General features: G+C 58.3%; 25 protein-coding genes and 1 tRNA gene. 18 read left to right on the top strand and 8 right to left on the bottom strand.

All coding sequences use genetic code 11. The features are described 5' to 3' along the window. Positions 1–11 precede the first annotated feature (11 nt). A complete protein-coding gene (locus D8767_RS06265) occupies positions 12–1391 on the bottom strand; it encodes a sensor histidine kinase (RefSeq protein ID WP_016713689.1) in 1380 nt (459 codons plus the stop codon). Beyond that, positions 1384–2055, bottom strand: coding sequence for a response regulator (locus tag D8767_RS06260; RefSeq protein WP_016713688.1), 672 nt, complete (start codon positions 2053–2055; stop codon positions 1384–1386). The genes D8767_RS06265 and D8767_RS06260 overlap by 8 nt, the downstream gene beginning before the upstream one ends. A gap of 201 nt (positions 2056–2256) precedes the next feature. On the opposite strand from D8767_RS06260, the gene D8767_RS06255 reads away from it, so the two are divergent. The 5 genes from D8767_RS06255 to D8767_RS06235 all read left to right on the top strand — a co-directional run bounded on the left by D8767_RS06255 (position 2257) and on the right by D8767_RS06235 (position 7689). Continuing rightward, positions 2257–3546 (top strand): OprD family porin, encoded by a 1290-nt coding sequence (locus tag D8767_RS06255; protein WP_016713687.1) that lies wholly within the window; start codon positions 2257–2259, stop codon positions 3544–3546. A gap of 32 nt (positions 3547–3578) precedes the next feature. Next, positions 3579–4559: a tripartite tricarboxylate transporter substrate binding protein gene (locus D8767_RS06250; RefSeq protein ID WP_016713686.1), complete on the top strand. Its 981-nt coding sequence runs from the start codon at positions 3579–3581 to the stop codon at positions 4557–4559. A 129-nt stretch (positions 4560–4688) separates the two neighbouring features. After that, positions 4689–5147 carry a tripartite tricarboxylate transporter TctB family protein gene (locus tag D8767_RS06245; RefSeq protein ID WP_016713685.1) on the top strand — a complete coding sequence of 153 codons (459 nt, stop codon included), beginning with the start codon at positions 4689–4691 and terminating at the stop codon, positions 5145–5147. A 3-nt stretch (positions 5148–5150) separates the two neighbouring features. Beyond that, complete coding sequence (locus D8767_RS06240) at positions 5151–6665, top strand: tripartite tricarboxylate transporter permease (protein WP_016713684.1); 1515 nt, start codon at positions 5151–5153, stop codon at positions 6663–6665. Then, complete coding sequence (locus tag D8767_RS06235; protein ID WP_016713683.1) at positions 6658–7689, top strand: AbrB family transcriptional regulator; 1032 nt, start codon at positions 6658–6660, stop codon at positions 7687–7689. The genes D8767_RS06240 and D8767_RS06235 overlap by 8 nt, the downstream gene beginning before the upstream one ends. 26 nt (positions 7690–7715) lie before the next feature. On the opposite strand, the gene ung is transcribed toward D8767_RS06235, so the two are convergent. Further along, a complete protein-coding gene (gene ung, locus D8767_RS06230; RefSeq protein ID WP_016713682.1) occupies positions 7716–8408 on the bottom strand; it encodes a uracil-DNA glycosylase in 693 nt (230 codons plus the stop codon). Positions 8409–8534: 126 nt separating this feature from the next. Between ung and D8767_RS06225 the strand changes: the two genes are divergently transcribed. Further along, on the top strand, positions 8535–9641 hold the full coding sequence (locus tag D8767_RS06225) for an enoyl-CoA hydratase/isomerase family protein (RefSeq protein WP_016713681.1): 1107 nt from the start codon (positions 8535–8537) through the stop codon (positions 9639–9641). Between the two features lie 44 nt (positions 9642–9685). Here the strand turns inward: D8767_RS06225 and D8767_RS06220 are convergent, their stop codons facing one another. After that, positions 9686–10135 carry a hypothetical protein gene (locus D8767_RS06220; RefSeq protein WP_016713680.1) on the bottom strand — a complete coding sequence of 150 codons (450 nt, stop codon included), beginning with the start codon at positions 10133–10135 and terminating at the stop codon, positions 9686–9688. A 212-nt stretch (positions 10136–10347) separates the two neighbouring features. On the opposite strand from D8767_RS06220, the gene D8767_RS06215 reads away from it, so the two are divergent. From D8767_RS06215 to D8767_RS06195, 5 genes are all read left to right on the top strand, one after another. Beyond that, on the top strand, positions 10348–11829 hold the full coding sequence (locus tag D8767_RS06215) for a diguanylate cyclase (RefSeq protein WP_016713679.1): 1482 nt from the start codon (positions 10348–10350) through the stop codon (positions 11827–11829). Continuing rightward, the gene (locus D8767_RS06210; RefSeq protein WP_060497939.1) at positions 11822–12034 is read left to right on the top strand and encodes a cysteine-rich CWC family protein; all 213 of its coding nucleotides are present in this window, start codon (positions 11822–11824) and stop codon (positions 12032–12034) included. Before D8767_RS06215 ends, D8767_RS06210 begins: the two co-directional genes overlap by 8 nt. 9 nt (positions 12035–12043) lie before the next feature. After that, positions 12044–12736 (top strand): pseudouridine synthase, encoded by a 693-nt coding sequence (locus D8767_RS06205; RefSeq protein ID WP_016713678.1) that lies wholly within the window; start codon positions 12044–12046, stop codon positions 12734–12736. Positions 12737–13081: 345 nt separating this feature from the next. Further along, positions 13082–13978: an alpha/beta fold hydrolase gene (locus D8767_RS06200; RefSeq protein ID WP_016713677.1), complete on the top strand. Its 897-nt coding sequence runs from the start codon at positions 13082–13084 to the stop codon at positions 13976–13978. Positions 13979–14187: 209 nt separating this feature from the next. Beyond that, positions 14188–14261: transfer RNA gene (locus tag D8767_RS06195), tRNA-Gly, on the top strand. Between the two features lie 470 nt (positions 14262–14731). Here D8767_RS06195 and D8767_RS06190 read toward each other — a convergent pair. Together D8767_RS06190 and D8767_RS06180 are read right to left on the bottom strand one after the other, a co-directional pair. After that, positions 14732–15610, bottom strand: coding sequence for a hypothetical protein (locus tag D8767_RS06190; protein WP_063977594.1), 879 nt, complete (start codon positions 15608–15610; stop codon positions 14732–14734). Between the two features lie 116 nt (positions 15611–15726). Next, positions 15727–16889, bottom strand: a protein-coding gene (locus tag D8767_RS06180; protein WP_085982910.1) for an IS3 family transposase whose coding sequence is annotated in 2 segments (ribosomal slippage) — positions 15727–16634 and positions 16634–16889 — 1164 coding nt in all. Because the reading frame shifts where the segments join, the coding sequence is not laid out codon by codon here. Positions 16890–17130: 241 nt separating this feature from the next. On the opposite strand from D8767_RS06180, the gene D8767_RS06175 reads away from it, so the two are divergent. From D8767_RS06175 to D8767_RS29085, 7 genes are all read left to right on the top strand, one after another. After that, on the top strand, positions 17131–17586 hold the full coding sequence (locus D8767_RS06175; protein WP_177412716.1) for a hypothetical protein: 456 nt from the start codon (positions 17131–17133) through the stop codon (positions 17584–17586). Positions 17587–17778: 192 nt separating this feature from the next. Beyond that, positions 17779–18342: an SLATT domain-containing protein gene (locus tag D8767_RS06170; protein ID WP_016713675.1), complete on the top strand. Its 564-nt coding sequence runs from the start codon at positions 17779–17781 to the stop codon at positions 18340–18342. Beyond that, entirely contained in the window at positions 18339–19703 is a 1365-nt protein-coding gene (locus D8767_RS06165; protein WP_121757788.1) for a reverse transcriptase domain-containing protein, read from the top strand. The genes D8767_RS06170 and D8767_RS06165 overlap by 4 nt, the downstream gene beginning before the upstream one ends. 274 nt (positions 19704–19977) lie before the next feature. Further along, the gene (locus D8767_RS06160; RefSeq protein WP_029380279.1) at positions 19978–20892 is read left to right on the top strand and encodes a hypothetical protein; all 915 of its coding nucleotides are present in this window, start codon (positions 19978–19980) and stop codon (positions 20890–20892) included. Beyond that, on the top strand, positions 20892–21335 hold the full coding sequence (locus tag D8767_RS06155) for a hypothetical protein (protein ID WP_016713672.1): 444 nt from the start codon (positions 20892–20894) through the stop codon (positions 21333–21335). The genes D8767_RS06160 and D8767_RS06155 overlap by 1 nt, the downstream gene beginning before the upstream one ends. A gap of 2 nt (positions 21336–21337) precedes the next feature. Next, complete coding sequence (locus D8767_RS06150) at positions 21338–23152, top strand: AAA family ATPase (protein WP_232859883.1); 1815 nt, start codon at positions 21338–21340, stop codon at positions 23150–23152. Positions 23153–23253: 101 nt separating this feature from the next. Beyond that, positions 23254–23475, top strand: a complete 222-nt coding sequence (locus tag D8767_RS29085; RefSeq protein ID WP_232859882.1) for a hypothetical protein — start codon at positions 23254–23256, stop codon at positions 23473–23475. Positions 23476–24432: 957 nt separating this feature from the next. Here the strand turns inward: D8767_RS29085 and D8767_RS06145 are convergent. Together D8767_RS06145 and D8767_RS06140 are read right to left on the bottom strand one after the other, a co-directional pair. Next, the gene (locus tag D8767_RS06145) at positions 24433–25020 is read right to left on the bottom strand and encodes an AAA family ATPase (protein WP_121757789.1); all 588 of its coding nucleotides are present in this window, start codon (positions 25018–25020) and stop codon (positions 24433–24435) included. Between the two features lie 14 nt (positions 25021–25034). After that, the gene (locus tag D8767_RS06140; protein WP_016713669.1) at positions 25035–25784 is read right to left on the bottom strand and encodes a hypothetical protein; all 750 of its coding nucleotides are present in this window, start codon (positions 25782–25784) and stop codon (positions 25035–25037) included. Between the last annotated feature and the right edge of the window lie 689 nt (positions 25785–26473).

Below are 26473 nucleotides of genomic sequence, written 5' to 3'. Positions count from 1 at the left end.
ACAGCAACACATCAATCGGCGATAAAACTCACCCGCACCCGCAGCCCGCCGTTCTCGCCATCATGCAGGCTTACCTGCGCCAGGTGCGCCCGGCAGATCTCACCGACAATCGCCAGCCCAAGCCCGCTCCCTTGCGCACTGCGCCGGTAGAACCGCTCGAACACCCGCTCACGCTCAGCCTCGGGAATACCCGGCCCGTCGTCTTCCACCTCCAGCACCGCCGGCGCCACCACCCGCAAGATCACATTGCCACCCTCTGGCGTGTGCGCCAGGGCATTGTCCACCAGGTTGCTCAACAGCTCGTTGAGCAGCGTCGGCTCACCCTTCAGCCACACAGGCGCCTCGGCCTCCAGGGCCAGCGCAACGCCGCGTTTGTGTGCCAACGGGGCCATGGCCATGCCCAACTCACGGGCCAGCTGGCTCAGGTCCAGGCGCTGCGCGCCGCCCTCGGCAATTGCCCGTGCTCCGTTCTCCACCCGTGCCAACGACAACAGCTGGTTAGCCAGGTGGGTCAGGCGGTCAGTGCCTTGCGCCGCAGATTCCAGCGTCTGCCGCCACGCTTGCGGCTCGGACGAGCGAAGGCCCAGCTCCACCCGCGCCTTCAAGGCAGCCAGCGGCGTACGCAATTCATGGGCGGCATCGGCAATGAACTGCGCCTGGCGCTCGAATTGGCCGCGCAGGCGCTCGGTAAAGTGGTTCAAGGCTCGCACCAGCGGGCCGAGCTCACGCTGCACCTGCACCACCGGCAAGGCCCGCAAGTCATCTGGCTGGCGCTCTTCCACCGCCGTGCGCAGGCGCTCCAGGGGCCGCAATGCCGCACTCACGGCAAACCACACCATCACCAACGCACCCAGCGCCAGCATACCCAGGCGCAACAGGGTGTCGGCCATCAGCCCACGGGCCATGCGCACCCGCGCCTCCTCCGTCTCGGCCACGCGGATTTCCGCCATGCCGTTCATGTTCGGCTCGGTCACTGCCTTCAGCAGGCTGACCACCCGCACATCCTGGCCCAGATAGGTGGCGTTGTAGAACCGCGCAAGCGCCGGGTAATCGTCAGTGCGCGGCGTGCCGGGCGGCGGCGGTGGCAGGTTCTCGTAGCCGGAGATCAGCCGCTGCTTGATGTCCAGTACCTGGTAGTAGATGCGCCCGGCGCTGTCGTAGGCGAACGTATCCAAAGCCACGTAAGGCACATCCGCGCTCAGCGAGCCGTCACGCTGCGACAGGCCAGCGGCGATGGTGCGCGCCGAGGCCAGCAGGGTGCGGTCGTAAGCGGTATCGGCGGCCTCACGGCCATTCCAGTAGGCGCTCAGGCCGCTGGCCAGCATCAGCACCACCAGCAGCAGGGCCAGGTTGCCCAGCAGGCGCCCGCGCAAGCTGCCGTTGTCACGCATCGCGGTGCTCTAGCAGGTAGCCCAGCCCACGGAAGGTGACAATGGCCACCGGGTGGCCGTCGAGCTTTTTGCGCAGCCGGTGGATATAGATTTCGATGGCATCCGGGCTGGCTTCTTCATCCAGGCCGAACACCTGGGCAGCCAGTTGCTCCTTGCTCATCACCCGACCAGGGCGTGCGATCAGCGCTTCCAGCACGCTTTGCTCGCGCGACGTCAGGGTCAGGTTGTCGTCGCCAAGGGCAAAGCGCCGGGTATCCAGGTCGTAGACCAGCGGCCCGCAACGCTGCTGGCGCTCGCCACCGAGCACACTGCGGCGCAGCAACGCCTTCACCCGCGCTTCCAGCTCGGTCAGCTCGAACGGTTTGGCCAGGTAGTCGTCTGCCCCCAGGTTCAGGCCATGAACCCGGTCCTTGACGTCGCTGCGCGCGGTCAGCATCAGCACCGGGACAGTCTTGCCACGGCCGCGCAGGCGCGCCAGCACCTCAAAGCCATCCATGCGCGGCAAGCCGACATCCAGCACGGCCACGGCGTATTCCTCGCTGGCCAGGGCCAGGTCGGCAGCCACGCCGTCATGCAGCACATCCACGGTAAGGCCGTGGCTTTTCAAGGCCTGGGCCACGCTTTCGGCCAGTTGCAGATGGTCTTCGACCAGCAGCACACGCATCGGATTCTCCCTGCTCGGGTGGGGCGGTTGGCGCGGAGTGTACCGCTGTCGCTAAGCCTGTGAAGCCCCTCGTAACAAACCTTTCACGCTGAAAGGTTAGCGAAAGGTTCGTTACCTAGCATCGCACCACGGTCGCCCTTCGCGCCGAAAAAAGCACCAGCAAGGTGCAACGAATAAGAACAATAAACGGAGTCATCGACGATGCTGTCATCGCAGCCGCAGGCGTTCGCGCCTACCCGTTCCTTTGCCGCACGCCCCTCCGCCATCGCCAGCGCCCTTGCGCTTGCCGGTGTCGCCCCGATGAGCCAGGCCGCCTTCTTCGAAGACAGCACGGCAACCTTCGAAACCCGCAACATGTACTTCAACCGCGACTTCCGCGACGGCACCAGCGCGCAGCAATCCAAGCGCGACGAGTGGGCCCAGGGCTTCATCCTCAACTTCGAGTCCGGCTACACCGATGGCACCGTAGGCTTTGGCCTGGATGCACTGGGCATGCTCGGCATCAAGCTCGATTCCAGCCCCGACCGCACCGACACCGGCCTGTTGCCGACCCACGATGATGGCAAAGCCGCCGATGAGTATTCCAAACTCGGCCTGACCGGCAAGGTGAAGATTTCCCAGACCGAACTGAAGATCGGCACCCTGATCCCCGAGCTGCCAACCCTGCAGCCCAACGACGGGCGCATCCTGCCGCAAACGTTCGAAGGTGGCCTGCTCACCTCGAAGGAAATCAAGGGCCTGACCTTCACTGGCGGTCGCCTGGACAAGGCCAAGGACCGCAACGACACCAACTGGGAAGACCTGGCGCTGAACAACAAGAACGGCCGCTTCGGTGGCAGCTTCAGCGCCGACAACCTGGCCCTGGGCGGGCTGGACTACCAGTTCACCGACCGCATCACCGGCAGCTATCACTTCGCCCAGCTCGACGACATCTACCGCCAGCACTTCATCGGCATGGTCGCCACCCAGCCGTGGGGCCCGGGCACCTTTGGCGCCGACCTGCGCCTGGCCGTGAGCGACGACGCCGGTGCGGCCAAGGCGGGCAACATCGACAACACCACCGTCAACGGCATGCTCAGCTACGCCCTGGGCGGGCACAAGGTCAGCGCCGCCTGGCAGCAGCTGTCAGGGGACAGCGCCTTCCCGTATGTCGATGGTGCCGACCCTTACTTGGTCAACTTCGTCCAGATCAACGACTTCGCCGGCGCCGACGAGCGTTCCTGGCAAGCGCGCTACGACTACAACTTCGCCGCACTCGGCGTGCCCGGTCTGACCTTCATGACCCGCTACATCAGTGGCGACAACGTCAGCCGCGCCGCCGGCGGCGAGGGCAAGGAGTGGGAACGCAACACCGAGCTCAAGTACGTGGTACAAAGCGGCCCGTTGAAGAACGTCGCCGTGCGCCTGCGCAACGCCACCTTCCGCTCCAACTTCGCCCGTGACGCGGACGAAGTGCGGCTGCTGGTGAGCTACAGCGTCGCCCTGTGGTAACCCAATAACAACAACGCTCACGGAGATAGACGATGACCTTTTCACTGCGCCGCCTCGTCCTCGCTACCGGCTGCCTGCTGTTGGCCGGCAATGCCCTCGCTGCCGAACCGAAACGCCCCGAATGCATCGCCCCCGCCTCGCCCGGCGGTGGCTTCGACCTGACCTGCAAACTGGTGCAAAGCGCCCTGGTGCAGGAAAAGATCCTCAGCAAGCCGATGCGCGTCACCTACATGCCCGGCGGTGTCGGCGCGGTGGCCTACAACGCCGTGGTCGCCCAGCGCCCGGCCGATGCCGGCACCCTGGTGGCCTGGTCCAGTGGTTCGCTGCTGAACCTGGCACAAGGCAAGTTCGGCCGCTTCGACGAGAACGCGGTGAAGTGGCTGGCCGCTGTCGGTACCAGCTATGGCGCCATCGCGGTGAAAAGCGACTCCCCTTACAAAACCCTCGACGACCTGGTCGCGGCGCTGAAGAAAGACCCGAGCAAAGTGGTGATCGGCTCTGGCGGCACCGTGGGCAGCCAGGACTGGATGCAGACCGCCCTGATCGCCAAGGCTGCCGGCATCAACCCGCGTGACCTGCGCTACGTGGCCCTGGAAGGCGGTGGCGAAATTGCCACGGCGTTGCTGGGTGGCCATATCCAGGTTGGCTCGACCGACATCTCCGACTCCATGCCGCATATTCAGAGCGGCAACATGCGCATCCTTGCGGTGTTCTCGGAAAACCGCCTGGACGAGCCCGAGATGAAAGACATCCCCACGGCCAAGGAACAGGGCTACGACATTGTCTGGCCGGTAGTACGCGGTTTCTACCTGGGGCCAAAGGTGAGCGACGAGGACTACGCCTGGTGGAAAGCTTCGTTCGACAAGATGCTGGCCTCGGAAGACTTCGCCAAGCTGCGTGACCAGCGCGAGCTGTTCCCGTTCGCCATGACCGGCGACGAGCTGGACGGCTATGTGAAGAAGCAAGTGGCTGACTACAAGGCATTGGCTAAGGAATTTGGGCTGATTCAGTAAGTCATCCACAACCTTTCACAGATACCTGTGGGAGCGGGCTTGCCCCGCGAAGAAGGCACCGCGGTGCATGGCACCGGCTTCGCCGGTGTTCGCGGGGCAAGCCCGCTCCCACAAACGAGGCCTTTCCCTATGATCCTGCAACGCATCTTCGCCCTGGCCCTGCTGGCGGTGTGCGCCGCTTTGGCCGTGATGGCCTTGCCCTACCAGGCGGCGTTTTCCTATGAGCCGGTCGGCCCACGCGCCTACCCGCTGCTGATGCTCGGCCTGATGAGCCTTGGCCTGCTGTACCTGGTGTTTCGCCCTACGCCCATCGTGCGCAAGGACGACGAACCGGAACTGGACCGCGAAACCCTGACCAAGATCGCCGCCTGCGTTGGCCTGTTGGTTGTTTTCGCCGCCACCTTCGAGCCTTTGGGCTTCATTCTCAGCGCCATGCTGGTCGGTATACCCATGGCCCGGCTGTACGGCGGTCGCTGGCTGCACAGTGCCATGGTGGTGGTCGGCATGAGCGTCTTTCTCTACTGGCTGTTCGACCGCGTAATGGACGTGCCCCTGCCCCTTGGCCTGCTGAGCGTACTGGAGAACTGACACATGGATACCTTGAGCTACCTGGGCCAGGGCTTCGGCGTCGCCCTGTCCCCCTACAACCTGGTCACCGCCCTCTCCGGCACCCTGATCGGCACCGTGGTCGGCCTGCTGCCAGGCCTGGGCCCGATCAACGGCGTGGCCCTGCTGATTCCCATCGCCTTCGCCCTGGGCTTGCCACCGGAGTCGGCGCTGATCCTGCTGGCGGCGGTGTACCTGGGTTGCGAGTACGGTGGGCGTATCAGCTCGATCCTGCTGAACATCCCGGGCGAGGCCTCGACCGTGATGACCACCCTCGACGGTTACCCGATGGCCCGACAGGGCTTGGCCGGCGTGGCCCTGTCGCTGTCGGCATGGAGTTCGTTCATCGGCGCCTTCATCGCCACCTGCGGCATGGTGCTGTTCGCGCCGTTGCTGGCGAAATGGGCCATTGCTTTCGGCCCGGCCGAGTACTTCGTGCTGATGGTGTTCGCCATCGTCGCCCTGGGCGGCATGGCCGGTGACAAGCCCCTGAAAACCTTCATTGCTGCCCTGATCGGCCTGTTCCTGTCAGCGGTCGGCATCGACGCCAACAGCGGCGTCTACCGCTTCACCGGTGACAGCGTGCACCTGGCCGACGGCATCCAGTTCGTGGTGCTGGTACTGGGCCTGTTCTCCATCAGCGAAATCCTCCTGCTGCTGGAAAAGACCCACCATGGCCACCAGGCAGTCAAGGCTACCGGCCGCATGCTGTTCAACTTCAAGGAAGCGGCTTCGGTGTTCGTGGTGAACATTCGTTGCGGTCTGCTTGGTTTCATCATGGGTGTTCTGCCTGGCGCCGGGGCAACGTTGGCCAGTGCCGTGGCCTACATGACCGAGAAGCGCCTGGCGGGTGAAAGCGGCAAGTTCGGCAAGGGCGATGCCCGTGGCCTGGCCGCGCCGGAAACAGCCATCGGTGCTTCGTGCTGTGGCGCCCTGGTGCCGATGCTGACCCTGGGTGTACCGGGCTCTGGCACCACCGCCGTGATGATCGGCGCCCTGACCCTGTACAACATCACCCCCGGCCCACTGCTGTTCGAACAGCAGCCAGACATCGTCTGGGGCCTGATCGCCTCGCTGTTCATCGCCAACATCATGCTGGTGATCCTCAACATTCCGATGATCCGCATTTTCACCCGCATCCTCGCCGTGCCGAACTGGGCGCTGGTGCCAGTGATCGCCATCATCACCGCCATCGGCGTGTACGCCGTGCATGCCACCACCTTCGACCTGTTCCTGATGGTCGGCATCGGCATCATGGGCTACATCCTGCGCAAGCTGGACTTCCCGCTGTCGCCGATCCTACTCGGTTTCATTCTCGGCGGGCTGATGGAGCAGAACCTGCGCCGCGCACTGTCGATTTCCAACGGTGAGCTGGGCATCCTCTGGTCGAGCCCGATCAGCATGGGCGTGTGGGCGCTGGTGGTGCTGATGCTCGCCTTGCCGCTGCTTCGCATTTGGCGCAAACGCAGCCAGCAGCGCCGGGCCCTGGCCGATGCCTGATCGCGCGTTGCCGTTGTTTGTCGCAACCGGGCTGGTCGGCCTTGCTGGCGGTTATATCGCCAGCAGAGTCGGCTGGCCTTTGCCGTGGATGGTCGGCTCGCTGCTGGCCATCATCCTGGTGCGCTGCCTGACGCCCTGGCAACTGTCAGAGATACCCAACGGCCGCAAGTGCGGGCAGTGCATCATCGGCATCGGCATTGGCCTGCACTTTACCCCGGCAGTGATCGAGCAGGTGGGCAGCCATTTTGCGCTGATTTTCTTCGGTGCCCTGTTCACGACCCTGTCCAGCGTGATCAGCGTGTGGCTGCTGCGAAAAACCGGTGAAGACCGCGCCACGGCTTTTTTCGCCAGCATGCCAGGAGGCTCGGGGGAGATGGTCAACCTCGGCGCACGTAACGGCGCGGTACTGAGCCAGGTGGCTGCGGCGCAAAGCCTGCGGGTGCTGGCGGTGGTGCTGTGCGTACCGGCGCTGTTCAAGTTCTTGCTGGGTGACGGGGTGCCACTGAACCACGCGGGCAGCGTCAGCTGGAGCTGGCTGGCCTTGATCGCGCCGTTGGGCGTTGTCGTTGCGCTGCTCTGGCAACGCTTGCGCCAGCCCAATCCGTGGCTGTTCGGGCCATTGCTGGTAGCGGCCACGGTCAGCCTGGCCGGCAACCTGCAAATCGCACTGCCCAATGGTGCCAGCCAGATCGGCCAGTGGCTGATAGGCAGCGGCCTGGCTTGCCACTTCAACCGCGCCTTCTTCCGCCGCGCACCGTCGTTCCTGGGGCGCACGCTGTTAGCCACGGCGCTATGCATGGCGATTGCCGGCAGTGCCGCGTGGGTACTAAGCGTGATGACCGCGCTGGATTTGCGTTCGCTGACGCTTGGGATGATGCCGGGCGGGATTGCCGAAATGAGCCTGACGGCAGAAACCCTGCAACTGTCGGTACCGCTGGTGACGGCGCTGCAGGTGATGCGTCTGCTGTTCGTGCTGTTTTTGGCAGAGCCGTTGTTCAGGTATTGGGTAAGGAACCAGCACTAGGGGCCGTTGCACGGCCCCGGTAATCCTCAAAGCGGCGGCAACGCCCAGTTGATCGGCGCCATGCCACGCTGCTCAAGGAAGCTGTTGGTCCGGCTGAAATGCCCGCACCCCAAGAAACCACGGTAAGCCGACAGTGGCGACGGATGCACCGACTTCAGCACCAGGTGCTTGGTTCCATCGATCAGCTTCTGTTTGCTCTGCGCATGCGAACCCCACAGCAGGAACACCACGTTCGGGCACTGCTCACTGACTACCTGGATAACCCGGTCGGTAAAGAACTCCCACCCCTTCTTGGCGTGCGATGCCGCATTGGCTCGCTCCACGGTCATGGTCGTGTTCAGCAGCAATACACCCTGCTCGGCCCAGCTTTGCAGGTAGCCATGGCTGGCAATCGGGATGTTCAGATCGCGCTGCAGTTCCTTGTAGATGTTGACCAGCGACGGCGGCGTGGCCACGCCCGGTTGCACCGAGAAACACAGACCATGCGCCTGGCCCGGCCCGTGGTAAGGGTCCTGGCCAAGGATGACCACCTTCACCTGGTCCAGCGGTGTCGAGTTGAGTGCATTGAAGATCAGCGGCCCTGGCGGGTAGATCTCCTTGCCGGCGGCATATTCGCTGCGCAGGAACTCTCGCAGCTGATGCATGTAGGGCTGGTCGAATTCGGCGCGCAGTGCAGCCTTCCAGCTGGGTTCGAGTTTGATGCGATCGTCGTCAGTCATGGGGCAATCCGTAAACAATGGCGCGACACTAGGTAAGCCCTTCCCGCTTGTCAAACGATCCAACCGACAACCGGCATGTTCGGCCAGGCAGGCCATACTTGTGCGATGACTTGAGCGAGGTAGTCCATGGCCATTCATTGCGAGGTTCTCATCGGCGCCGATGGCGCCCGCATCGGCATTGCCACCCTGGATGCACCCAAGGCACTCAATGCCCTGAACCTGCCCATGATCGAAGTATTGGGCGAACAACTGCATGCCTGGGCCCACGACCCGGGCGTTGTCTGCGTGCTGCTGCGCGGCACCGGCGCAAAAGCCTTCTGCGCCGGTGGCGATGTACGTGCACTGGTACAAGCCTGCCGCGACCACCCCGGCAGCGTGCCGCCCCTGGCTGCCGCCTTCTTCGCCGCCGAATACCGCCTGGACTTTGCCCTGCACACCTACCCCAAGCCGCTGCTGTGCTGGGGACATGGGCATGTGCTAGGTGGCGGCATGGGGCTGTTGCAGGGGGCCAACGTGCGTATCGTCACACCCAGCAGCCGGCTGGCCATGCCGGAAATCAGCATTGGCCTGTACCCGGATGTGGGCGCGAGCTGGTTTCTGGCACGGCTGCCGGGCAAGCTGGGGTTGTTCCTGGGGCTGACGGGGGCACCGATCAACGCCCGCGATGCCCTTGACCTGGGCCTGGCCGACCGCTTACTGGGCGAGTACCAGCAGGAGGCATTGATCGAAGAACTGCTGCAGTTGAACTGGCAAGAGCAGACCGCCCTGCAGCTGAACAGCCTGCTCAAGGCCGAACAGCACCGCGCCTGTGCCGAGTTGCCCGAGGCCCAGTGGTTGCCAAGGCGGCAGGTGATTGATGCGTTGCTCGACGTGGCCGATGCGGCGGCGGCCTGGCGTGCGCTGGAAGGGCTCAAGCACCATGACGACCCGCTGCTGGCCGATGCCGGCCAACGGCTGCATCAGGGTTGCCCACTGACGGCGCACCTGGTCTGGGAGCAAACCCGCAGGGCACGGTATCTGTCGCTGGCACAGGTGTTCCAGATGGAATACAGCATGAGCCTGAACTGTTGCCGTCACCCCGAGTTCAGCGAAGGCGTACGCGCCCGCCTGCTGGACAAGGACGACCAGCCGCACTGGCACTGGCCCGATGTGACGCAGGTGCCGGCGGCGGTGGTCGAGGCGCATTTTGCCAAGGTGTGGGAGGGGCGGCACCCATTGGCAGATCTGGGTTAGGCTTGCCGGCGATGGGGCGCAAAGCGCCCCCGCTTCACTTCACCTTACCGCCGCCAGTTGCCTCCTTGCCCTTGGCCACGCTGGCCATCCCAACGCCCGCCACCATTCCCCTGCCTATTGGAATGCGAATCGCCACGCTGGTAGCGCTGGCTGCCATCACGATAATCATGGCGATCCCGGTCTTGCCTGTAGTCTTGCCGTTGACGATTGCCATAGTCGTAGCGGGGGTTGCCATGCCAACGGTTCATCCCCGGCTGCGGATACGGCCGGTATTGTGGCGCGGGGGCTGGCCGGTAGTAATAGCGTGGCGCCGGCTGGTAGTAATAGCGCGGTTGCGGCGTGACGTAGTAGCGGTCATAACGGTAATAGCCTGGCGAGACGTAACGGTCGGTGGAGTAGTAGTCCGAACGGTAATAGCCCCCGCTCTCGTAGTACGGGGCGCAGGCGGAAGTCATCAGCCCCAGCAGGGCGATCAACAGGATTCGATAGGACATGGCGGCCTCCTGGACCGCTGGAGTGCCCGAACAGCGGCGCTGGCGAGCATCGATGCGTGATGCGTTCATCGACACCGAATAAGACAGCGACGCCGAGGTGCAGTGCCATTTCTGCAACAATTTGATACAGGTGCGATAGCCCCTAAAAACTTGCAGTCATTTATCGGTCATCTCACTAGAATGGGCGGCTCGGCACACATCATGGGAAGATCATGCCCTCACGTTCCGCTCTGTTCTCGCAGCGCTCGCTGATCGTTACCCTGCTGGTGCTGCTGGCCTGCGGCTTCCTTGCTACCTCGCTGCTCAGCTACTTCTCCTCGCGCAGCGCCATCCGCGACGGCATTATCAATACCGAATTGCCACTGACCTCCGACACGGTCTACTCGGAAATCCAGAAAGACCTGATTCGCCCGGTGCTGATCGCCTCGATGATGGCCCAGGATACTTTTTTGCGTGACTGGGTACTGTCGGGCGAAAAGGACACCCAGCGCATGACACGCTACCTGGGCGAGGTCATGGGCAAGCAGGACACCTTCACCTCGTTCTTCGTCTCCGACCGCACCCTCACCTACTATCAAGCCAAGGGCGTGCTCAAGCAGGTGCAAGCCGGCACATGGCGCGATGCCTGGTATTTCCGCCTGCGCAACCTCAAGGCCCCCTACGAGATCAACGTCGACCTCGACATGGCCAACCAGGACAGCCTGACCGTGTTCATCAACTACCAGGTGCACGACTACCAGCACCGCTTCATTGGCGCTGCCGGGGTGGGGCTGAGTGTGTCCTCGGTGGTCAAGCTGATCGACCAGTACCAGCGCCGCTACCAGCGGTCGGTCTTGTTTGTCGATGCCAAAGGCAAAGTGTTGCTGACCGGTTCCGAAGGTGGCCCGCACGGTTTGCGGGTCGGCCAGCCACTGAGCGACAACGCCGAATTGAGCGATGTGCTGGCCGAACAGCTTGTACCCGGCGAAGGCAGCCACGAGTACCACGACAGCGACAACCACAGCCACTTCCTCAACGTGCGTCACCTGCCCGAGCTGGACTGGTACCTGTTGGTGGACAAGCGCGAAACCGGCGCCCTCGACCGCATTCGCCATTCCCTGTACCTGAACCTGGCCATCTGCACGATGATCACCTTGGTGGTGCTGGCGCTGGTGCATGCCATGGTGCGCCGTCATCAGGCCAGCACCGAGGCCCTGGCCACGCTCGACAGCCTTACCAGCCTGCCCAACCGGCGCAGTTTCGACTTGCTCGCCGCCCAGGCGTTGCACGAAGCCAAGCGCGACAGTGGGCCGCTGGTGGCGCTGCTGATCGACCTGGACCACTTCAAGGCGCTGAATGACACCCACGGCCACCTGGCAGGCGACGAAGTGCTGCGCCAGTTCGCCAATGTGCTGCAGGGCAGCCTGCGCCAATCGGATATACTCTGCCGCTGGGGCGGCGAGGAGTTCATCGTGCTGCTGCGTGAAGCCGAGGGTCGGCAGGCCATCGAGGTTGCGGAAAAGATCCGCCGCCGCACCGAACAGCTCACGTTCAGCTACGACGAACAACCCCTGCGCCTGACCACCAGCATCGGCCTGAGCAACCTGCAACCGGGAGATACCCTGCACGCCCTGCTGACCCGCGCCGACCGAGCGCTCTATCGTGCCAAGCAGGCCGGCCGTAACCGCGTCTGCAGTGAAACCCAAGATGAATGACAGCCAACACTGCCCCGCTTGCGGTGCCCTCAACCAGTGCAGCCTGGCCGACCCACGCCGCGCCACCCAGGCCTGCTGGTGTTACAGCGTGAGTATCGACCCGGCGGTGCTCCAGGCCCTGCCCGCCGAATTACGCGACAAAGCCTGCCTGTGCCCACGCTGCGCGGCCGTTGAAGAACAACTTCGATCAACCACTTCTCACTGACCTGTTGCAATGCGCCTCGACCGCTTCCTTGCCAACCTGCCCAGCCTCAACCGCCAACAAACCCGCCTGATGCTGGTACAACGTCGTGTGCGGGTAGATGGGCAGGTGGTCAGCGACCCGCTGACCGAGGTACGCGAATTCAGCCGCGTGGAACTGGACGACCAGGTGCTGCAGGCTGGCCGACCGGCGCGCTACCTGATGCTGCACAAACCCACGGGCTGCGTCAGCGCCACCCAGGACCCGCAGCACCCTACAGTGCTCGACCTGCTGCCCGAAGCATTGCGAGGCGACCTGCACATAGCCGGGCGCCTGGACTTCAACACCACCGGGTTGATGATCCTGACCAACGATGGCCAATGGTCACGGCGCCTGACCCAACCTGCCACCAAGCTGCCCAAGCACTACCTGGTGGACACCGAGGACGAGATTGGCGAGCACTATGAGGCCAAGTTCCGTGAGGGTTTCTACTTCGCCTTTGAAGACCTCACCACCCTGCCCGCCCAGCTGGACATCCTCGGCCCGCGCCAGGCGCGGCTGGCGATCGTCGAAGGGCGCTATCACCAGGTCAAACGCATGTTCGGGTTCTTCGACAACAAGGTGGTGGGGTTGCACCGGGAAAGCATGGGCGCGATTCGCCTGGATCCTGATTTGGCTCCGGGGGCGTTTCGCGAGCTGACGGCGGATGAAATCGCCACTGTCTAGACTGCCCGTTCTGGCCCAAGGTGGTCATACGACCGCTCAGCGACAAAAGTCACAAATTCTCCCGAACGGCACTTGCAGGATCCCCGGCCCACTGCTTGAATCCAAATCGTCAGTCTGCATGTGACTAACAAGTCACGCCCGCAGTCGAAGACGCCTTTTGCCGGCCACCCAGGGCCTTGATGCCTTGGGGCACGGCAAATTGCCCGCCAAAAACAATACCGTCGACGCATGTGCCAAGGATCGACACAGGGCCCCCCGGTTACTCTTCAGGCGAATGCCTACCTGTCATAAAGAACGTGCACCCTAGGTGACGCGAATACCCTTTTTGCGCCAGGAGTCGATGACATGAGGCCAGAAATCGCTGTACTTGATATCCAAGGTCAGTATCGGGTTTACACGGAGTTCTATCGCGCGGAAGCGGCCGAGAATACGATCATCATGATCAATGGTTCGCTGGCCACCACGGCCTCGTTCGCCCAAACGGTACGTAACCTGCACCCGCAGTTCAACGTAGTGCTGTTCGACCAGCCGTATGCCGGCAAGTCCAAGCCACACAACCGCCAGGAACGGTTTATCAGCAAGGAGACCGAGGCGCATATTCTCCTTGAGCTGATCGAGCACTTCCAGGCCGACCATGTGATGTCGTTCTCATGGGGTGGCGCAAGTACCCTGCTGGCGCTGGCGCACCAGCCGCGGTGCGTGAAGAAGGCCGTCGTGAGTTCCTTCTCGCCGGTGATCAACGAACCGATGCGCGACTACCTGGACCGTGGCTGCCAGTACCTGGCCGCCTGCGATCGCTACCAGGTCGGCAACCTGGTCAACGACACCATCGGCAAGCATCTGCCATCACTGTTCAAGCGCTTCAACTACCGCCACGTCAGCAGCCTGGACAGCCACGAGTACGCGCAGATGCACTTCCACATCAACGAGGTGCTGCATCGCGACCTGGACCGGGCGCTGGAGGGTGCGCGCAATATCGACATCCCTGTGCTGTTCGTCAACGGCGACCGCGACGAGTACACCACGGTCGAAGATGCCCGGCAGTTCGGCAAGCATGTGGGCAAGAGCCATTTCAGCGTGATTCGTGACGCTGGCCACTTCCTGGACATGGAGAACAAAACGGCCTGTGAAGACACCCGCAGCGTCCTGCTCGGTTTCCTCAAGCCGACCGTGCGTGAAACGCGTCACCGCTACCAGCCTGTTCAACAAGGGCAGCAGGGGCAGCATGCATTGGCCATTTGAGCGCATCGGCGCCTTGTGGCTGATCCCGCGGGCTATAGGGTGCCGACAAGCTTTTTTATAACTTGGGCTTCTAATTCGTGGAGGGTTCTGGTAAAAAGTGCTGCGCAGACGCGGGTATAGTTTAGTGGTAAAACGAAAGCTTCCCAAGCTTTAGTTGAGGGTTCTTACTGGACAACCGCTTTTGTGAGCGAGCTTTACTAGCAAGACATGCGGGTATAGTTGAATGGTACAACTATTGCTTCCCAAGCAATCGGTGAGGGTTCGATTCCCTCTACCCGCTCCACATTCCGTGATCTAGAGCACTTCCTGGCTTTCTGCCTAGTGCTCTGAGTCCCTCGAAACTCCCTATCTCCCTCCAGAAATCCTGACACGACCTCACTCACAAACGTGATGGCTCGCACCCATGCCCATTGGGTAGCGCACACACTGCATACCAATGCCTGAGCCCCCCCCCGAAAAGCCCTACCTGCAGGTGGCGATCAGCTCATCCTTCTCCCCTACGAAAAGTCGATTTTCCAGAAAATTGGATCGTGCTAAATCGAAAAGGGCCGGCCAGATATTGCTTCAGGCCAGCCCCCAGACAATTCATTCCAACGCCATCAGGCGATACGACCGCCGCCATCCACGTGCAACACAGCCGCATTGATGAACTCGTTACCGACCAGCGAGATCATCAGCACGCCCTACCCGTCCGCCCGGCAGCCCCGAGCGCACCTGATCGAACAGGCCGGCACGATCCTGCCCTGAGGCGCTTCAGATAGCAAAGGCGGTGAACCGGCGCTTCTCAACCGCCGCGTTGTGATAGCGACGAAGCCAGAAATACTTCTCCAGAACGCGACGATTGCTCTTCCTGCAGTCCTTATCGGCGTAGTCCTTACGGTAGGCAGCGTAGAAGTCGCGGATCATCTCGACCACCAACACCTTCTGAGCTCCGAGGTAGGTCTCAATCTGCTCCCGCGCGGCCATCACAGCGATCCGCCCCTCATGCACACGAATTGCATGCGACACCGCAGGTGTTCGCAGATCGCCTGCTGCGAGCATAAAGTCGAGCGCGTTAACGTAGGTCACCCCGTCTTCTTCGACCAGGAACTCTGAGTCGCCATACATCTTGCGGAACAGCTTGCGAATCCACTCCATGAGCTCTGCGTTGCGTACGACATCATCGGCAAGGGCGAGACGAGCATAGACAGCCTTGCCTTCTGCCTCGTTGGCTGCGCTGAGCCCAGCCCCAACGGCGAAAGTCCCGTGGATGTCACAATACTGGCTGGATATGCCACCACGGAAGGTGATCTGCTTGTCCAATAGACATTTGTGCATCAACGCCCCGAGTCTCATCATGATAATCATCAGGGCGTTGGCTGAGTGCATCAGAACCCTGTCGGCATTGGTTTCCCTGGCCACTTCCCTGGGCTTGAACGTCAAAACGACAGAGTCAGAGATGAAGGCGCTTTTTGGCTGATACCATTCGTATAGGTTGAAAACCGAATCCTGCTTGTAGCGCTGCTCCACCTCGCCCTCAAGGTCTAGCAACACCTCCTGATTCCCAGTCATGAAGTCGAGCAAATCCTGCGCCTGCTCGTCAGACGTCACCGCCGAATTCAGTTTCTTGAAGCCCAACATGTCGATAAACATGAATCGCCCCTGGTTTCGTAGACACCTCCAAGCCTCATAATGAGGCCCAAATAGGAGGTGCCATGAGTCGTCAGCGTTACCCTGAAGAATTCAAGATCGAAGCGGTCATGTAGTGGTCAACTAATCCCGGACACCGGATTAAGTTTTTCCTCGGCAATCGCCGGAGGTAACCCACCGTTGAACTGATGCGGTCGCTCCCAGTTGTAGCGCTGCATCAGAAACCTGCCGATGTCCTGCTGTGCCTGCGCAGCACTCATGTAGCCCACACTTGGCACCCACTCCGTTTTCAGGCTGCGGAACAAACGCTCCATAGGCGCATTGTCCAGGCAATTACCTCTGCGGCTCATGCTTTGCTTGAAGCGGTAACGCCACAACCGCTGACGAAAAGCTCGGCTGCCATACTGGCTGCCCTGATCACTGTGAAACAGTACATTCTGCGGCCGCCCGCGGTGCTCGTACGCCATGTCCAGCGCCTTGATGACCAATTCGCTGTCCGGTTTGGGTGAAAACGCCCAACCCACCATGCGACGTGCAAAAAGGTCGATAACTGCCGCCACATAGTGCCACTGGCCTTGAGCCCACACATACGTGATGTCGCCGCACCATACTTGATTCGGTGCCGTAACATCGAATGCGCGCTCCAGCACGTTCGGGATGTCAGGGCGCTCTACTGTGGCCTTCTTGTAGGCATGTGAACCCGGTTGCTTACTGATCAGCTTCATTTCGCGCATCAACTTGCGCACCTTGAAGCGGCCGATCTGAATGCCTTCTTGGCGCATCATGCACATGATGGTTCGACTACCTGCGGCACTACGGCTCTGTGTAAATAGCTCGTTAACCCGAACGCGCAGTGCCAGTCGCGCAACGTCCGGAGATCGCCGTTTATGGCAATGCGCGTAGTAACACGAGCGAGTGACTTCAAACACCGAGCAGAGTAATTCGACAGGCTCCTCGCGGCGGAGCTGATCAATCAACGCGAGCGCTCGTGTTCCTCGGCCATCAAGAGCGCGGTAGCCTTTTTTAAAATCGATTTCTCCCGTTCCAGCCGGTTGATCCGAGCTTCCAACTCTTGGATCTTCTGCTGCTCGGGGGTCAGCGCCTTGCTCGTTGGCGTAGCACCGCCACGTTCTGACTGGAGTTGATTCACCCAGCGGCGCAGCGCCGATTCAACCAAGTCGAGCGACCGGGCGGCTTCAGTAAGGCTATAGCCCTGGTCGAGCACCAGGCCGGCTGCCTCGCGCTTGAATTCGGGGGTGAAAGTACGTCGTTGTCTGCTCATCGAACACCTCTGTGTGGCGACCATTTTCGCCTAAAAAGGTGTCCGGGGTTAGTAGACCACTACAGTACTCAAGGCCACCGCCCTCAACCTGGGAAGTCCCGAAAAGATCGATGGGCTGTTCAGCGCGCTGAGCAAGATCGAGGGCGCGGAAGGCACTCTACGTGGTTGTCTGTTCGAATATCTGTGCGCCGAGCTGGCAAATGAGTCGTACCTGAAACACTACATCTCCATTAACAAGCTGGTGCGCGGCTCTGATGGCGCCCGCGCCGAAGTTGATGTGCTTGTGGAGGCTCGAACCGGGACTGTGTTCATCGAGTGCAAAGGCCACCTGCCTACTGGCCAGGTGGATGACTCAGAGGTCGAGAAGTGGCTGAAAAAGCGGCTACCCGTGCTGCGCGATTTTGCCAAACATAATGAAGATCTTCGCCATTTGAAACAGACCTATGAGCTCTGGACGAATGCGACCATCAGTGCAGCGTCCAAAGCACTGATCGAAGCTGAGAACGCCAAGACAACTCGTTACTCAATCGCCTATCGAGAAGGCTCCGAGCTTCTCAGCATGATCAAGGAATCTGGGAACAGATCGCTGCTCAAGACCTACGAGCAGCACTTTTCAAATCATCCACTCGCCTTAGCAGCCAGGCGAAAAACCAGCCAAGCCACTGACGACGGCGAAGCTCAACGAAAGAGTGACTGAAGCGCCTTCCGCGCCTCATGCTGGCATTGTAGAATCAGCCGCGAAGGGGCGGGTTCTTCCTCTCGTACCAACGAGGGCGGTTCTGATAATTAACAGCTTCGGCTGTTGGGTTTCGGCCCACTGATCCCTACGGGATGTTCAACGGTACTCAAATCCCCCTGCCCCTTCACCAATTTCTATGGAGAGGTGTGCGTGAAAAAGGACAGCGTCTGGTTCACCTACAAGGCACGCATACAGGCTCACAAGCGCCTGGAGTGGCTGGACTTTCACTCGCAACTCTTGTTGGTATGGTACGCAATCCTCAGCACAGCGCTGGGGGTGCTGACCATAAGACACAGCACTATCCTTGGCCCCGACACTGACATCATGGCGACGATTCTTTCGGTTGCCTTGCTCGGCATTTCGCTGGCAGTTGCCAACCGCGACTTCCGGGGCCGAGCCATGCTGATGCGCACCAACTACCTGGAGCTACAAAAGCTTCATCGGGGAATACCTGACGGCCCGCCCAATACTCCCCCACCTGCACCGACCTCAGAACAAATCAACAGGTATGACGAACTGCTGGCTGAGTCAGAGAATCATCGAGAGATTGATGATCGGATCGCCCGCATTTTTGCAGGCCCAACCACTAGGCCGCCAACAGGCTTCGAGTATTTTTCCGCAGTATTTTGGCTGACGATGCGGTTTGTGATCACGGCGATGTTATATGCCTTACCGGTACTGGTAGGCCTATATGCTTTCTGGAACAAGCCATGAGTGCAGCGAAAAGCTTCAAAAAGATCTTTACCCGAAAGCGTCTCCAAGAGATCTACACCGACAGAATCAAAAACTCCGGCGCCATCGGCCTCGATCGCATGCGCCCGGCTAGCCTGGATAAACAGCTGACTGCAGAGCTCGACTACATAGTCGACAAGGTGCACCGGGGGGAGTATCGGTTCACTGCCTACAAAGAAAAACTGATCCTTAAGGGGGCATCGTCGCCGCCTCGTCAGATATCCATTCCGACGGCCAGGGACAGAATCGTCCTACGCGCACTGTGTAATTGCCTATCGGACGTTTTCCCCGATGCCAAACTCACCCTCCCCCAGACAGTCATCGACTCTCTAAAATCGGCGCTCGACTCTGGCGCGTATGCCGAATATGCAAAGATCGATCTTCAAAAATTCTATCCAACCATACCTCATGAATTAGTAGCAGCCGCGACGCGGAAGAAAATTCAGAAAACTGAGTTCAGGCAGCTGATCACCGCCGCACTCACAACGCCCACGGTGCCTGAATCAAGAGGCAGTAAGGATGCCGATCGCCCCACCGTAGGAGCGCCGCAAGGTCTCGCGATTTCAAACGTGCTCGCAGAGATTGCGCTGCAGGGCATTGATAGCCTTTTCGAGGCCCGGACAGGAATTTGGTACAAGCGCTACGTTGACGACATCCTGATCCTGGGGCCAGCAGGAGTGGCACGCTCTACCGCTCATGAGCTCATCGCCGAATTGAAAGCCCTGAAGCTCAATCCGCATGACTTCGAACCAGGGTCGAAATCCAAGGTGGAGAGCCTGACCGACCCTTTCAGCTTCCTTGGATATCAAATCGAAGGCAACCAGGTGCTCATTCGCCATGAGAGCATCCTCAGGTTCGAGTCTTCGATCGCCAAAATCTTCACGGCATACCGGCACAAACTGGTAACAGCTCGACGACCTGCCGATAAGGAGCGCGCCCTGGCCTACTGCCAGTGGAAGCTGAACCTAAGGATTACTGGCTGCATATTCAAAGGCAAGCGCCTCGGCTGGGCTGCCTATTTCTGCCAGATCACCACGACGTCCCAGTTGCGAGCCATCAATCACACGATCAGAAAGCTTACAGACCGATTCTGCCCAAGCGGTGAGATCCATCCGAAATCGCTGATCAAGACCTTCTACGAACTGCAGAGAGGCATGAAGGCCGATAATGGCTACATCCCAAACCTCGATGCTCTTACGATCAATCAGAAACGCGAGAAACTCGCCATGTGGCTAGGCGATGATGCGTTTAAGCTGAGCGACGCAGAGGTAGAACGCAGGTTTGAAATCAAAGCCAGTAAGGCTGTGCGCGAACTGGAAGAGGATATAGCGCAGACGTCCTAAACGCTGACCTCCACACCGCGTGTTCCGTTGGAGCGACATCCTTCTGCCATGATCATTTGTGTAGGAGTAGGAAAACTGGATAGTGGTTATAAAAACAGTGCTGTATTTATAGCCAGTTAAATTGATTGTCAATTCAACGATAAATCGTAGACCTACCACTGGCCATTTGATAGCGTCGCCTAACGCGGTGCCTAGCACCCTATGCGATATCCGAGGTCGACATTCGCTCCCTCGGAAATGGACTAATCGATACGCGTGATAAGGCAGGCGAGCTTTGATTATCACTCCAATGGGGCCTTTCAACGGAACGACCTGGGAGGCGACACTTCAGCTCGTCCTGAAGGCAAAATTCGGCGCTGCTGGATACCAGCACGTTCCTGCAACGCCGGGCGATTTCGGCATCGAGGGGTTTACCAAACATACCGGGCTTGCTTTCCAGTGCTATTGCCCAGACACGCACTATGAGCGCAAAGAGCTCAATAAGAAGCAGCAGGACAAGATCACAAAAGATCTCAAGAAGCTGAAGGACAACCAGACCAGCCTTCTGGGCATTCTCGGAGATACCAAAATTAAAGACTGGTATTTCATCACCCCCGAAATTGCGCACAATGCCTTGCTGACCCATGCTCAGAAAAAACAGGATGAGGTAAGAGCGTGGGGCCTTCCCCACTTGGACGATAATTTCACCGTGCTCGTCCAGGACATCGGGTTCTACACCCACGAAATAAACCAGCACCGGATAGCTGCCGGGATACCGATCTCTATCGGCCATGACAAGCAGTCCATTCCCAAGGTGAACAGCAGCACAACGGCCTACGACGAAAACTTGCAGCGAAAGACTCAACTGCGTATGTCAGACAAGGGGGAGCGCGCGACCGCCGCCCTGTTCGGCAAAACCAAGGACTCTTTCCTGGATCACGACAGCTTTTTCCAGACGCTGTACGAAAAAGCCCCACAGACATATTTTCATGTCGCGAAAACCCTCAACGGCTTTGAGCAAGATGTGGACGAATGGAGCCTGACAGCCTCGGGTCACCCCAACGATCTGGTGAAAATGGTCAAGGATCGGCTCTCTGATCGGCTGATGGGCGATGAGCAGCTGCTGATTGATGGAACACTTACGGACGACATAGTGCGCAGAACAGTCGCCCGTTGGCTCGCGGTCTGCCAACTGGACTTCTACAGCTGATGGCAACAATCAACTTCACCGTAAGGCCGATGCCGGTTCTGACCGAACTCAGACCGATGTACAAGATCAGCCAAGCGGTGCTGATCCTATCGATCTGTGGGCACGGCAGCAAATGCAGCCTGGTCAAACTGCACCTGATGCACTGGGCGATGAAAACGCCTCGACGCATGGAAACGTTGATTCTTGCTGCACAACTCGGTCAAATCACCCTTCCCGTCTGGGGATTCGACCCTGCGCTGTCCATTGCCCTGCAGCTCGCCTACAGGGACGGGTTGATTGAGCCTACAACAAATGGCTTCAAGCTTTTGTCCAAAGGGGCGTTGCTGGTGAAAGACATCATGAGCGATGACACCGTCATGCTCGAAGAGAAGGCCGCACTTTTGAAGATCGGCAGGAAGATCACTGAAACTATGGTCAAGACCATATCCAAGGAATGGGAATAGCCTTGTTTATAAAACGTATCAAAATCGCAATCGAAACCACCGGCGGCCCGTTTGGCTTTATGGCGAAGTTCGATCGTAATCTAAACATCATCCGTGGTCGGAACTCGTCGGGCAAAAGCAGCATCGTCCACAGCATACTTTACGCTCTGGGAATGGAAGAGCTGCTGGGCGCACAGAACGCCGCAGCACTGACCTATGTTCTGAAGAATCATGTCGAGTTTGAGGACACTCAGTACCCGATCCTGAGTTCCAAGGTCATGCTGGAGCTGGAATCGCTTGGCAAGACGATCACTGTCACTCGCAAAATCAAAGATGACAGCGTCAACCCCAAACTGGTCGAGATTCAGGAGTGCGCTGTTCTCAGCGAAGGGCAGTCCGGGCAAGTCATCTATCGGTTCCTCCATGACGGTGGCAGCGCCCAGATCCGGGAAGGATTCTACACTTATCTGGAAAATTTCCTTGGGCTCAGGCTGCCCATGGTGCCTCATACGAACGGCAAGCAGGTGAAGCTGTACCTACAATATATTTTCGCGGCGATGGTCATTGAGCAAAAGCGGGGCTGGACGGACTACATTGCCAACCTTCCCTACTTCGGCGTTAAGGAAGCCCGGATCAAGATCGTCGATTTCCTGGTTGGCACCAATGTGTTTGAGATGGAAGCCAATCGCGCACGGCTGGATCATGAATCGCAGGAGCTGAGCACCACTTGGCAAGATACTTACCGGGCAATTAACAACGATGCCCTAAAAAACTCAATGAAGGTTCTGGGGCTACCCAAGAACCCTGTGTTGGGGTTCCAGCCAGAGAGCGTGGCTTACCAGAAGTCCACCCTTCAAGGCTTGATAGGGCTGGATCAGTTCAAAAGTAATCAGATCCTGGCTCTTCAGAAGTTGACTCAGGATGAGGCAAAGTGGAAAGACACTCTGCCTGACGAAACCCTGAAACTCATTGAAAATGAGAATTCTGCGCTTCAAGGGCTGACTGTCGCATACGAGACCAGCACTGGGGAGTTGACTCTCCAACGGGCAGCGCGGAACGCCAACGCCATCCACCTTCGGCAAGCTGAAGAAGAACTGTCGAAGAATCAGGCAGCTCAGAAGCTGATCAAGTATGGCGCTTCACTCAAACTTGATGTGGCCAGCGACGTCTGCCCCGCATGCCACCAGAATATCGGCAACTCCCTGACCGACCTCCATGAAAGCACCCCGCACATGGATATCGACACCAACATCGATTATCTGAAGTCTCAGATTAAAATGTTGGAACGAGATACTGCCGGTATCGAGCAATCGATCAAAGAAACCACTGTGGTCGGTGAAGAACTGGCCAAGCGGATCAATATTTCCAAGTCCAAACTTCGCGCACTCAAGTCTGACCTAACCACCAATGCCGTAGTATCGAGGGCCAACCTGCGTCAGCAAATTCAGATTGAAATGAGCATAGAAGAAGTCTCGCAGTTTGTTCAGCGCAACGAAGCTCAACTTGAGATCCTTGTTCAACTGTCGGCCCAGTTCAAGCTGAACCAGGAAGCCAGGGCTGCTTTACCGAAAGAGCATTACTCCGATGTAGACCTTGCCAAGTACGAGTATTTCGCGAAGGTATTCAGGTCGTATGTGAGCTCTTTCGACTATCAAAGTGCCTCTGTGAGCGGCATCAGGTTTAACGTGGAAAACCTGCTGCCGGAGCTGGATAAAATTGAACTCAGGGAGATATACAAAAAGACTTCGCCGAAGAGAAAAGCGCCTCAGCGACCAGCACTTCGAAGAGCAGCTCCAACATCGCACGAGAGTCCAGCGCTAGTGATTTCGTTCGCCTGATATGGAGTTACATCCTGACCCTGTACGTAACGTCAGCGAATTTCACGGTGAAGGGCAATCACCCAGGCTTCATCTTGATGGATGAGCCAGGACAGCACTCCATGGCGACGAAAAGCCAGCTGGCACTGCTTCAGCAATTGTCTGCTCAAAAGGGCCTTCAGAGCATCGTTGCCGCGTCGTTCGACGATAGTGAGGCGGCATACCTTGAGGCCACCCATAACGTTGAATTCAACCTGATTCGTTTGGGCGACAAGGCTATTGTGCCGAATGGGGATACGGTGCTTCTGGGGGCTAGAGTAGTTCGGGGTGCTGGTGAGTCTTGATCTTGGTGAGTCCTCATCATGGCCAGTTCTGGCGTCGGCAGGGGTCGGCGTCGGAGAGTCGCCAAAGAGGGCTTGGAGCATATTTTCCTATGTCAGATCTGCGTCCATTGTGTAGTAGTCAACTGATCCCGGACACGACATTAAGTTTTTTCTCGGACTGAGCTGGGGCCAGCTCACCGTTGAACTGATGTGGTCGATCACCAGCGCTAGCGGGAGATCGACACATTGGTACCGTCCTCTCAGACGTCGGAAGCCTCTCGGCGTTTCCATAGCTGCTTTGTCACCAATTTGAAGAGATGCCCAGCCCTGTATTTATCCAGTTCGGCTGTCGCCCCCAAAAGCTTCGATAGCCGACCGGGCCGTGCTTCCAATCGCTCCGCGAGTGCTCTTCGCTCAATTTGCGCCAAGGCATTAAGTTTCACGGAACGAATTGTCCTCTGCCCCTTTCTAGATTTGCCCGTGAATATCCATCCTTTCTCGATCTCAATGTTATCTGAATACCGATCGAAATAAGGATGAATCCACCGATAGCTAGCAGAAGAAACGGGCATTGGAGCATTAGCGGAAATTCTCACAGCGAGTACTGGACAGTACTTGCTGGCTTTCTGCCCTTTACGTTTTGCACGCTTCTTAATCAGGCTATTGAGTGTACGGTTATATCCACTCTTCTTTATATTGCACGTCCCACAGGACAAAGATAAATTCGTAACTTCGTATGTGAAGTCCCGATGTATACCTTTCTCGATAAAATGCTCCAAGTGAGTAGCATAATCATCGTAAAGAAACCGCCGACACAGACTACATCTTCCCTGTTGTACCTTACGCAGCATGGGCTTGAGTGTGTCCTTGAATGCAGTGACAGCATTCACACCACTACTCCAGCTAAGGCCCTTCAGATTCGCGACAACAATGTCAGCGGGGAGGACAGGGATCGGATGGATTTGCTCGAATCCTATTTTAATCATTGTCCGACACTCCAAGGATCGCATCAATCACCTCAACTAAAGGATCTTCTCTCCTCAGAGCCGACTTGATTGAGAGCAGCTGATCCGTCAATGCGAGTAAATCAGGATGTGCAAAGCCGTCTTTTTCTATGATAGAAACCGCGCGCTGGACGACATCCACTACGATTCGATTTCGACTGGAAGTCAAGCCAAACTGCTCTAGCAAAATTTCATCAGATGACGCGCCATAAGATGCAACGCTAATCACGGGTTCATCATTGGAGAGATCAACGATTGTACTGCCTTCTAATGAGGCACTGACGATCAATGGAGAGTGAGTGCATACAACCAGATGTCCAGATTTCATTCCTATCCGGCAGATCCCATGCACTGCCGCCATAAAGTCTCGCTGCCATTGTGGATGGAGGCTATTATCAGGCTCATCCAAGAGCATCAGCGACCTCTCTTCGACCCCGAACCCTAGCCCCATCAGGTTTGTATACATATGATACTCGCCCGAACTCAATTCAAAAATTGAAAATTCAAGATCACTTCCGGCTCGCTTTACTGTAACATCGCGAAGCGAAAAAATGTCGAGCATAAACCCCAAGCGGACTACTTCGTTAGAGGCAGTATTGCACTGAATCCCCTCCCCCCCATACTCAAGATCAGTCGAGCCTTAGTGGAAGACATGAATTTAATAAAGTCGTTGAAGACGTCTTCACTGAATTCTTCCAGTATATGCCGGGCCACATCATCAGACACAGGGCCAGAAAGATCAGCGTCCTCCATATTCAACAATCGCTTCAGTTTGCGCACTGAGTAACCGCTTTCCTCCGCGCTCCGCCTGCTGGATCTCTTAAGCCCATCCTTACGCACCAAGACCGACACGTTTAGATCCGGCATGATGTTAGCAAACTCATGAGCCTGCTTATAGAAAGGCCATGTGAAACGTTGGCTCTTGCTTTTATCTAAAGCAAATACAATCACGGTCTCAAAAGGTCGTTTCTTGCTAAGGAGGTTCGCCCCAACCCTCTGACCGATATAAGCATACTGTTCTGTCGCAAACTCGGTACTACCACCACCTGCTTTTTCCTTAGAGGGAAATCTGTCAGCAACAGAGCCGGATGCGCAGATGACGTGGTTCATGACTGAACCATCGCTGACATCAAGCATCGTCTCAGTGGATTGGGGAGCAATCAGGCCAGCCACCAATTCTCGAAGCATTGTGCTTTTATACGAGCCGTTCTGCCCGGTGACTACAGTGCACCTAAAGCCGTGTTTTTCACAGCCTACCTCGGATGCTACGAAGGGAATGCTCCTCCAATCACCGTCCCACGCTTGAAAATTTATTGCATTAATCATCTAGCCAAACTCCTTTTTGTGATTTTCACTCACCCATGCCGATGGAAATACCCTTTGCACTTTCATTAAATAAGCTGGATTGCGGAAAATATATGGTAGCGATGGTAGGAGATCGAGAGATCTTTCAGGAACCACCAGATCTTCCGCAAGAACGACTTGAGATATGGCTTATCGATGGCTGAGTTTTGATTGGTTCGCCGATCCATGCTGGGCTCCTACGCGCCGCCCCCGCGCAGGGCAAGCTCGCTGGGCATTCGACTGCCCTTGAGTGATGGCTCAATACTATCTCTTTGACAATGCAAGGGGGAACCGGCTGGCCCATTTCTGAAGGCCATTCGGATTCAGTTGCCAAGGGGCACAAATTCACACCCTGGCTCACATGTGAGTAAAGAGAGGATCACCGGATGTTCTGGCGTCGCTTACGATGCGGCACAAAGCTATAGGCATCGTGGAGTACACACCTACACGCTTTTCAAGGATTTTCGAGAAGTGGGCACCTACACATCTACACGTTGCTGGGATTTTTTGTCCTATAAGAGTTCGATTCCCTCTACCCGCTCCACATTGCATCACCGCATGGCGTTCCAGCAACGTCATCGCTGTCAAAAGGGGCCTCGGCTCCTTTTTTCGTTTCTGCCCTCCCGGTTTGATCTGGCCCATGGCCAATTGCCTGCCGATCCGCTTCAATG

The sequence above is a fragment of the Pseudomonas sp. LTGT-11-2Z genome, assembly GCF_003691445.1.
Taxonomy (GTDB): domain Bacteria; phylum Pseudomonadota; class Gammaproteobacteria; order Pseudomonadales; family Pseudomonadaceae; genus Aquipseudomonas; species Aquipseudomonas monteilii.
Note: the sequence above shows the minus strand (reverse complement) of the source record. Positions and strands in the feature narration are given on the sequence as shown.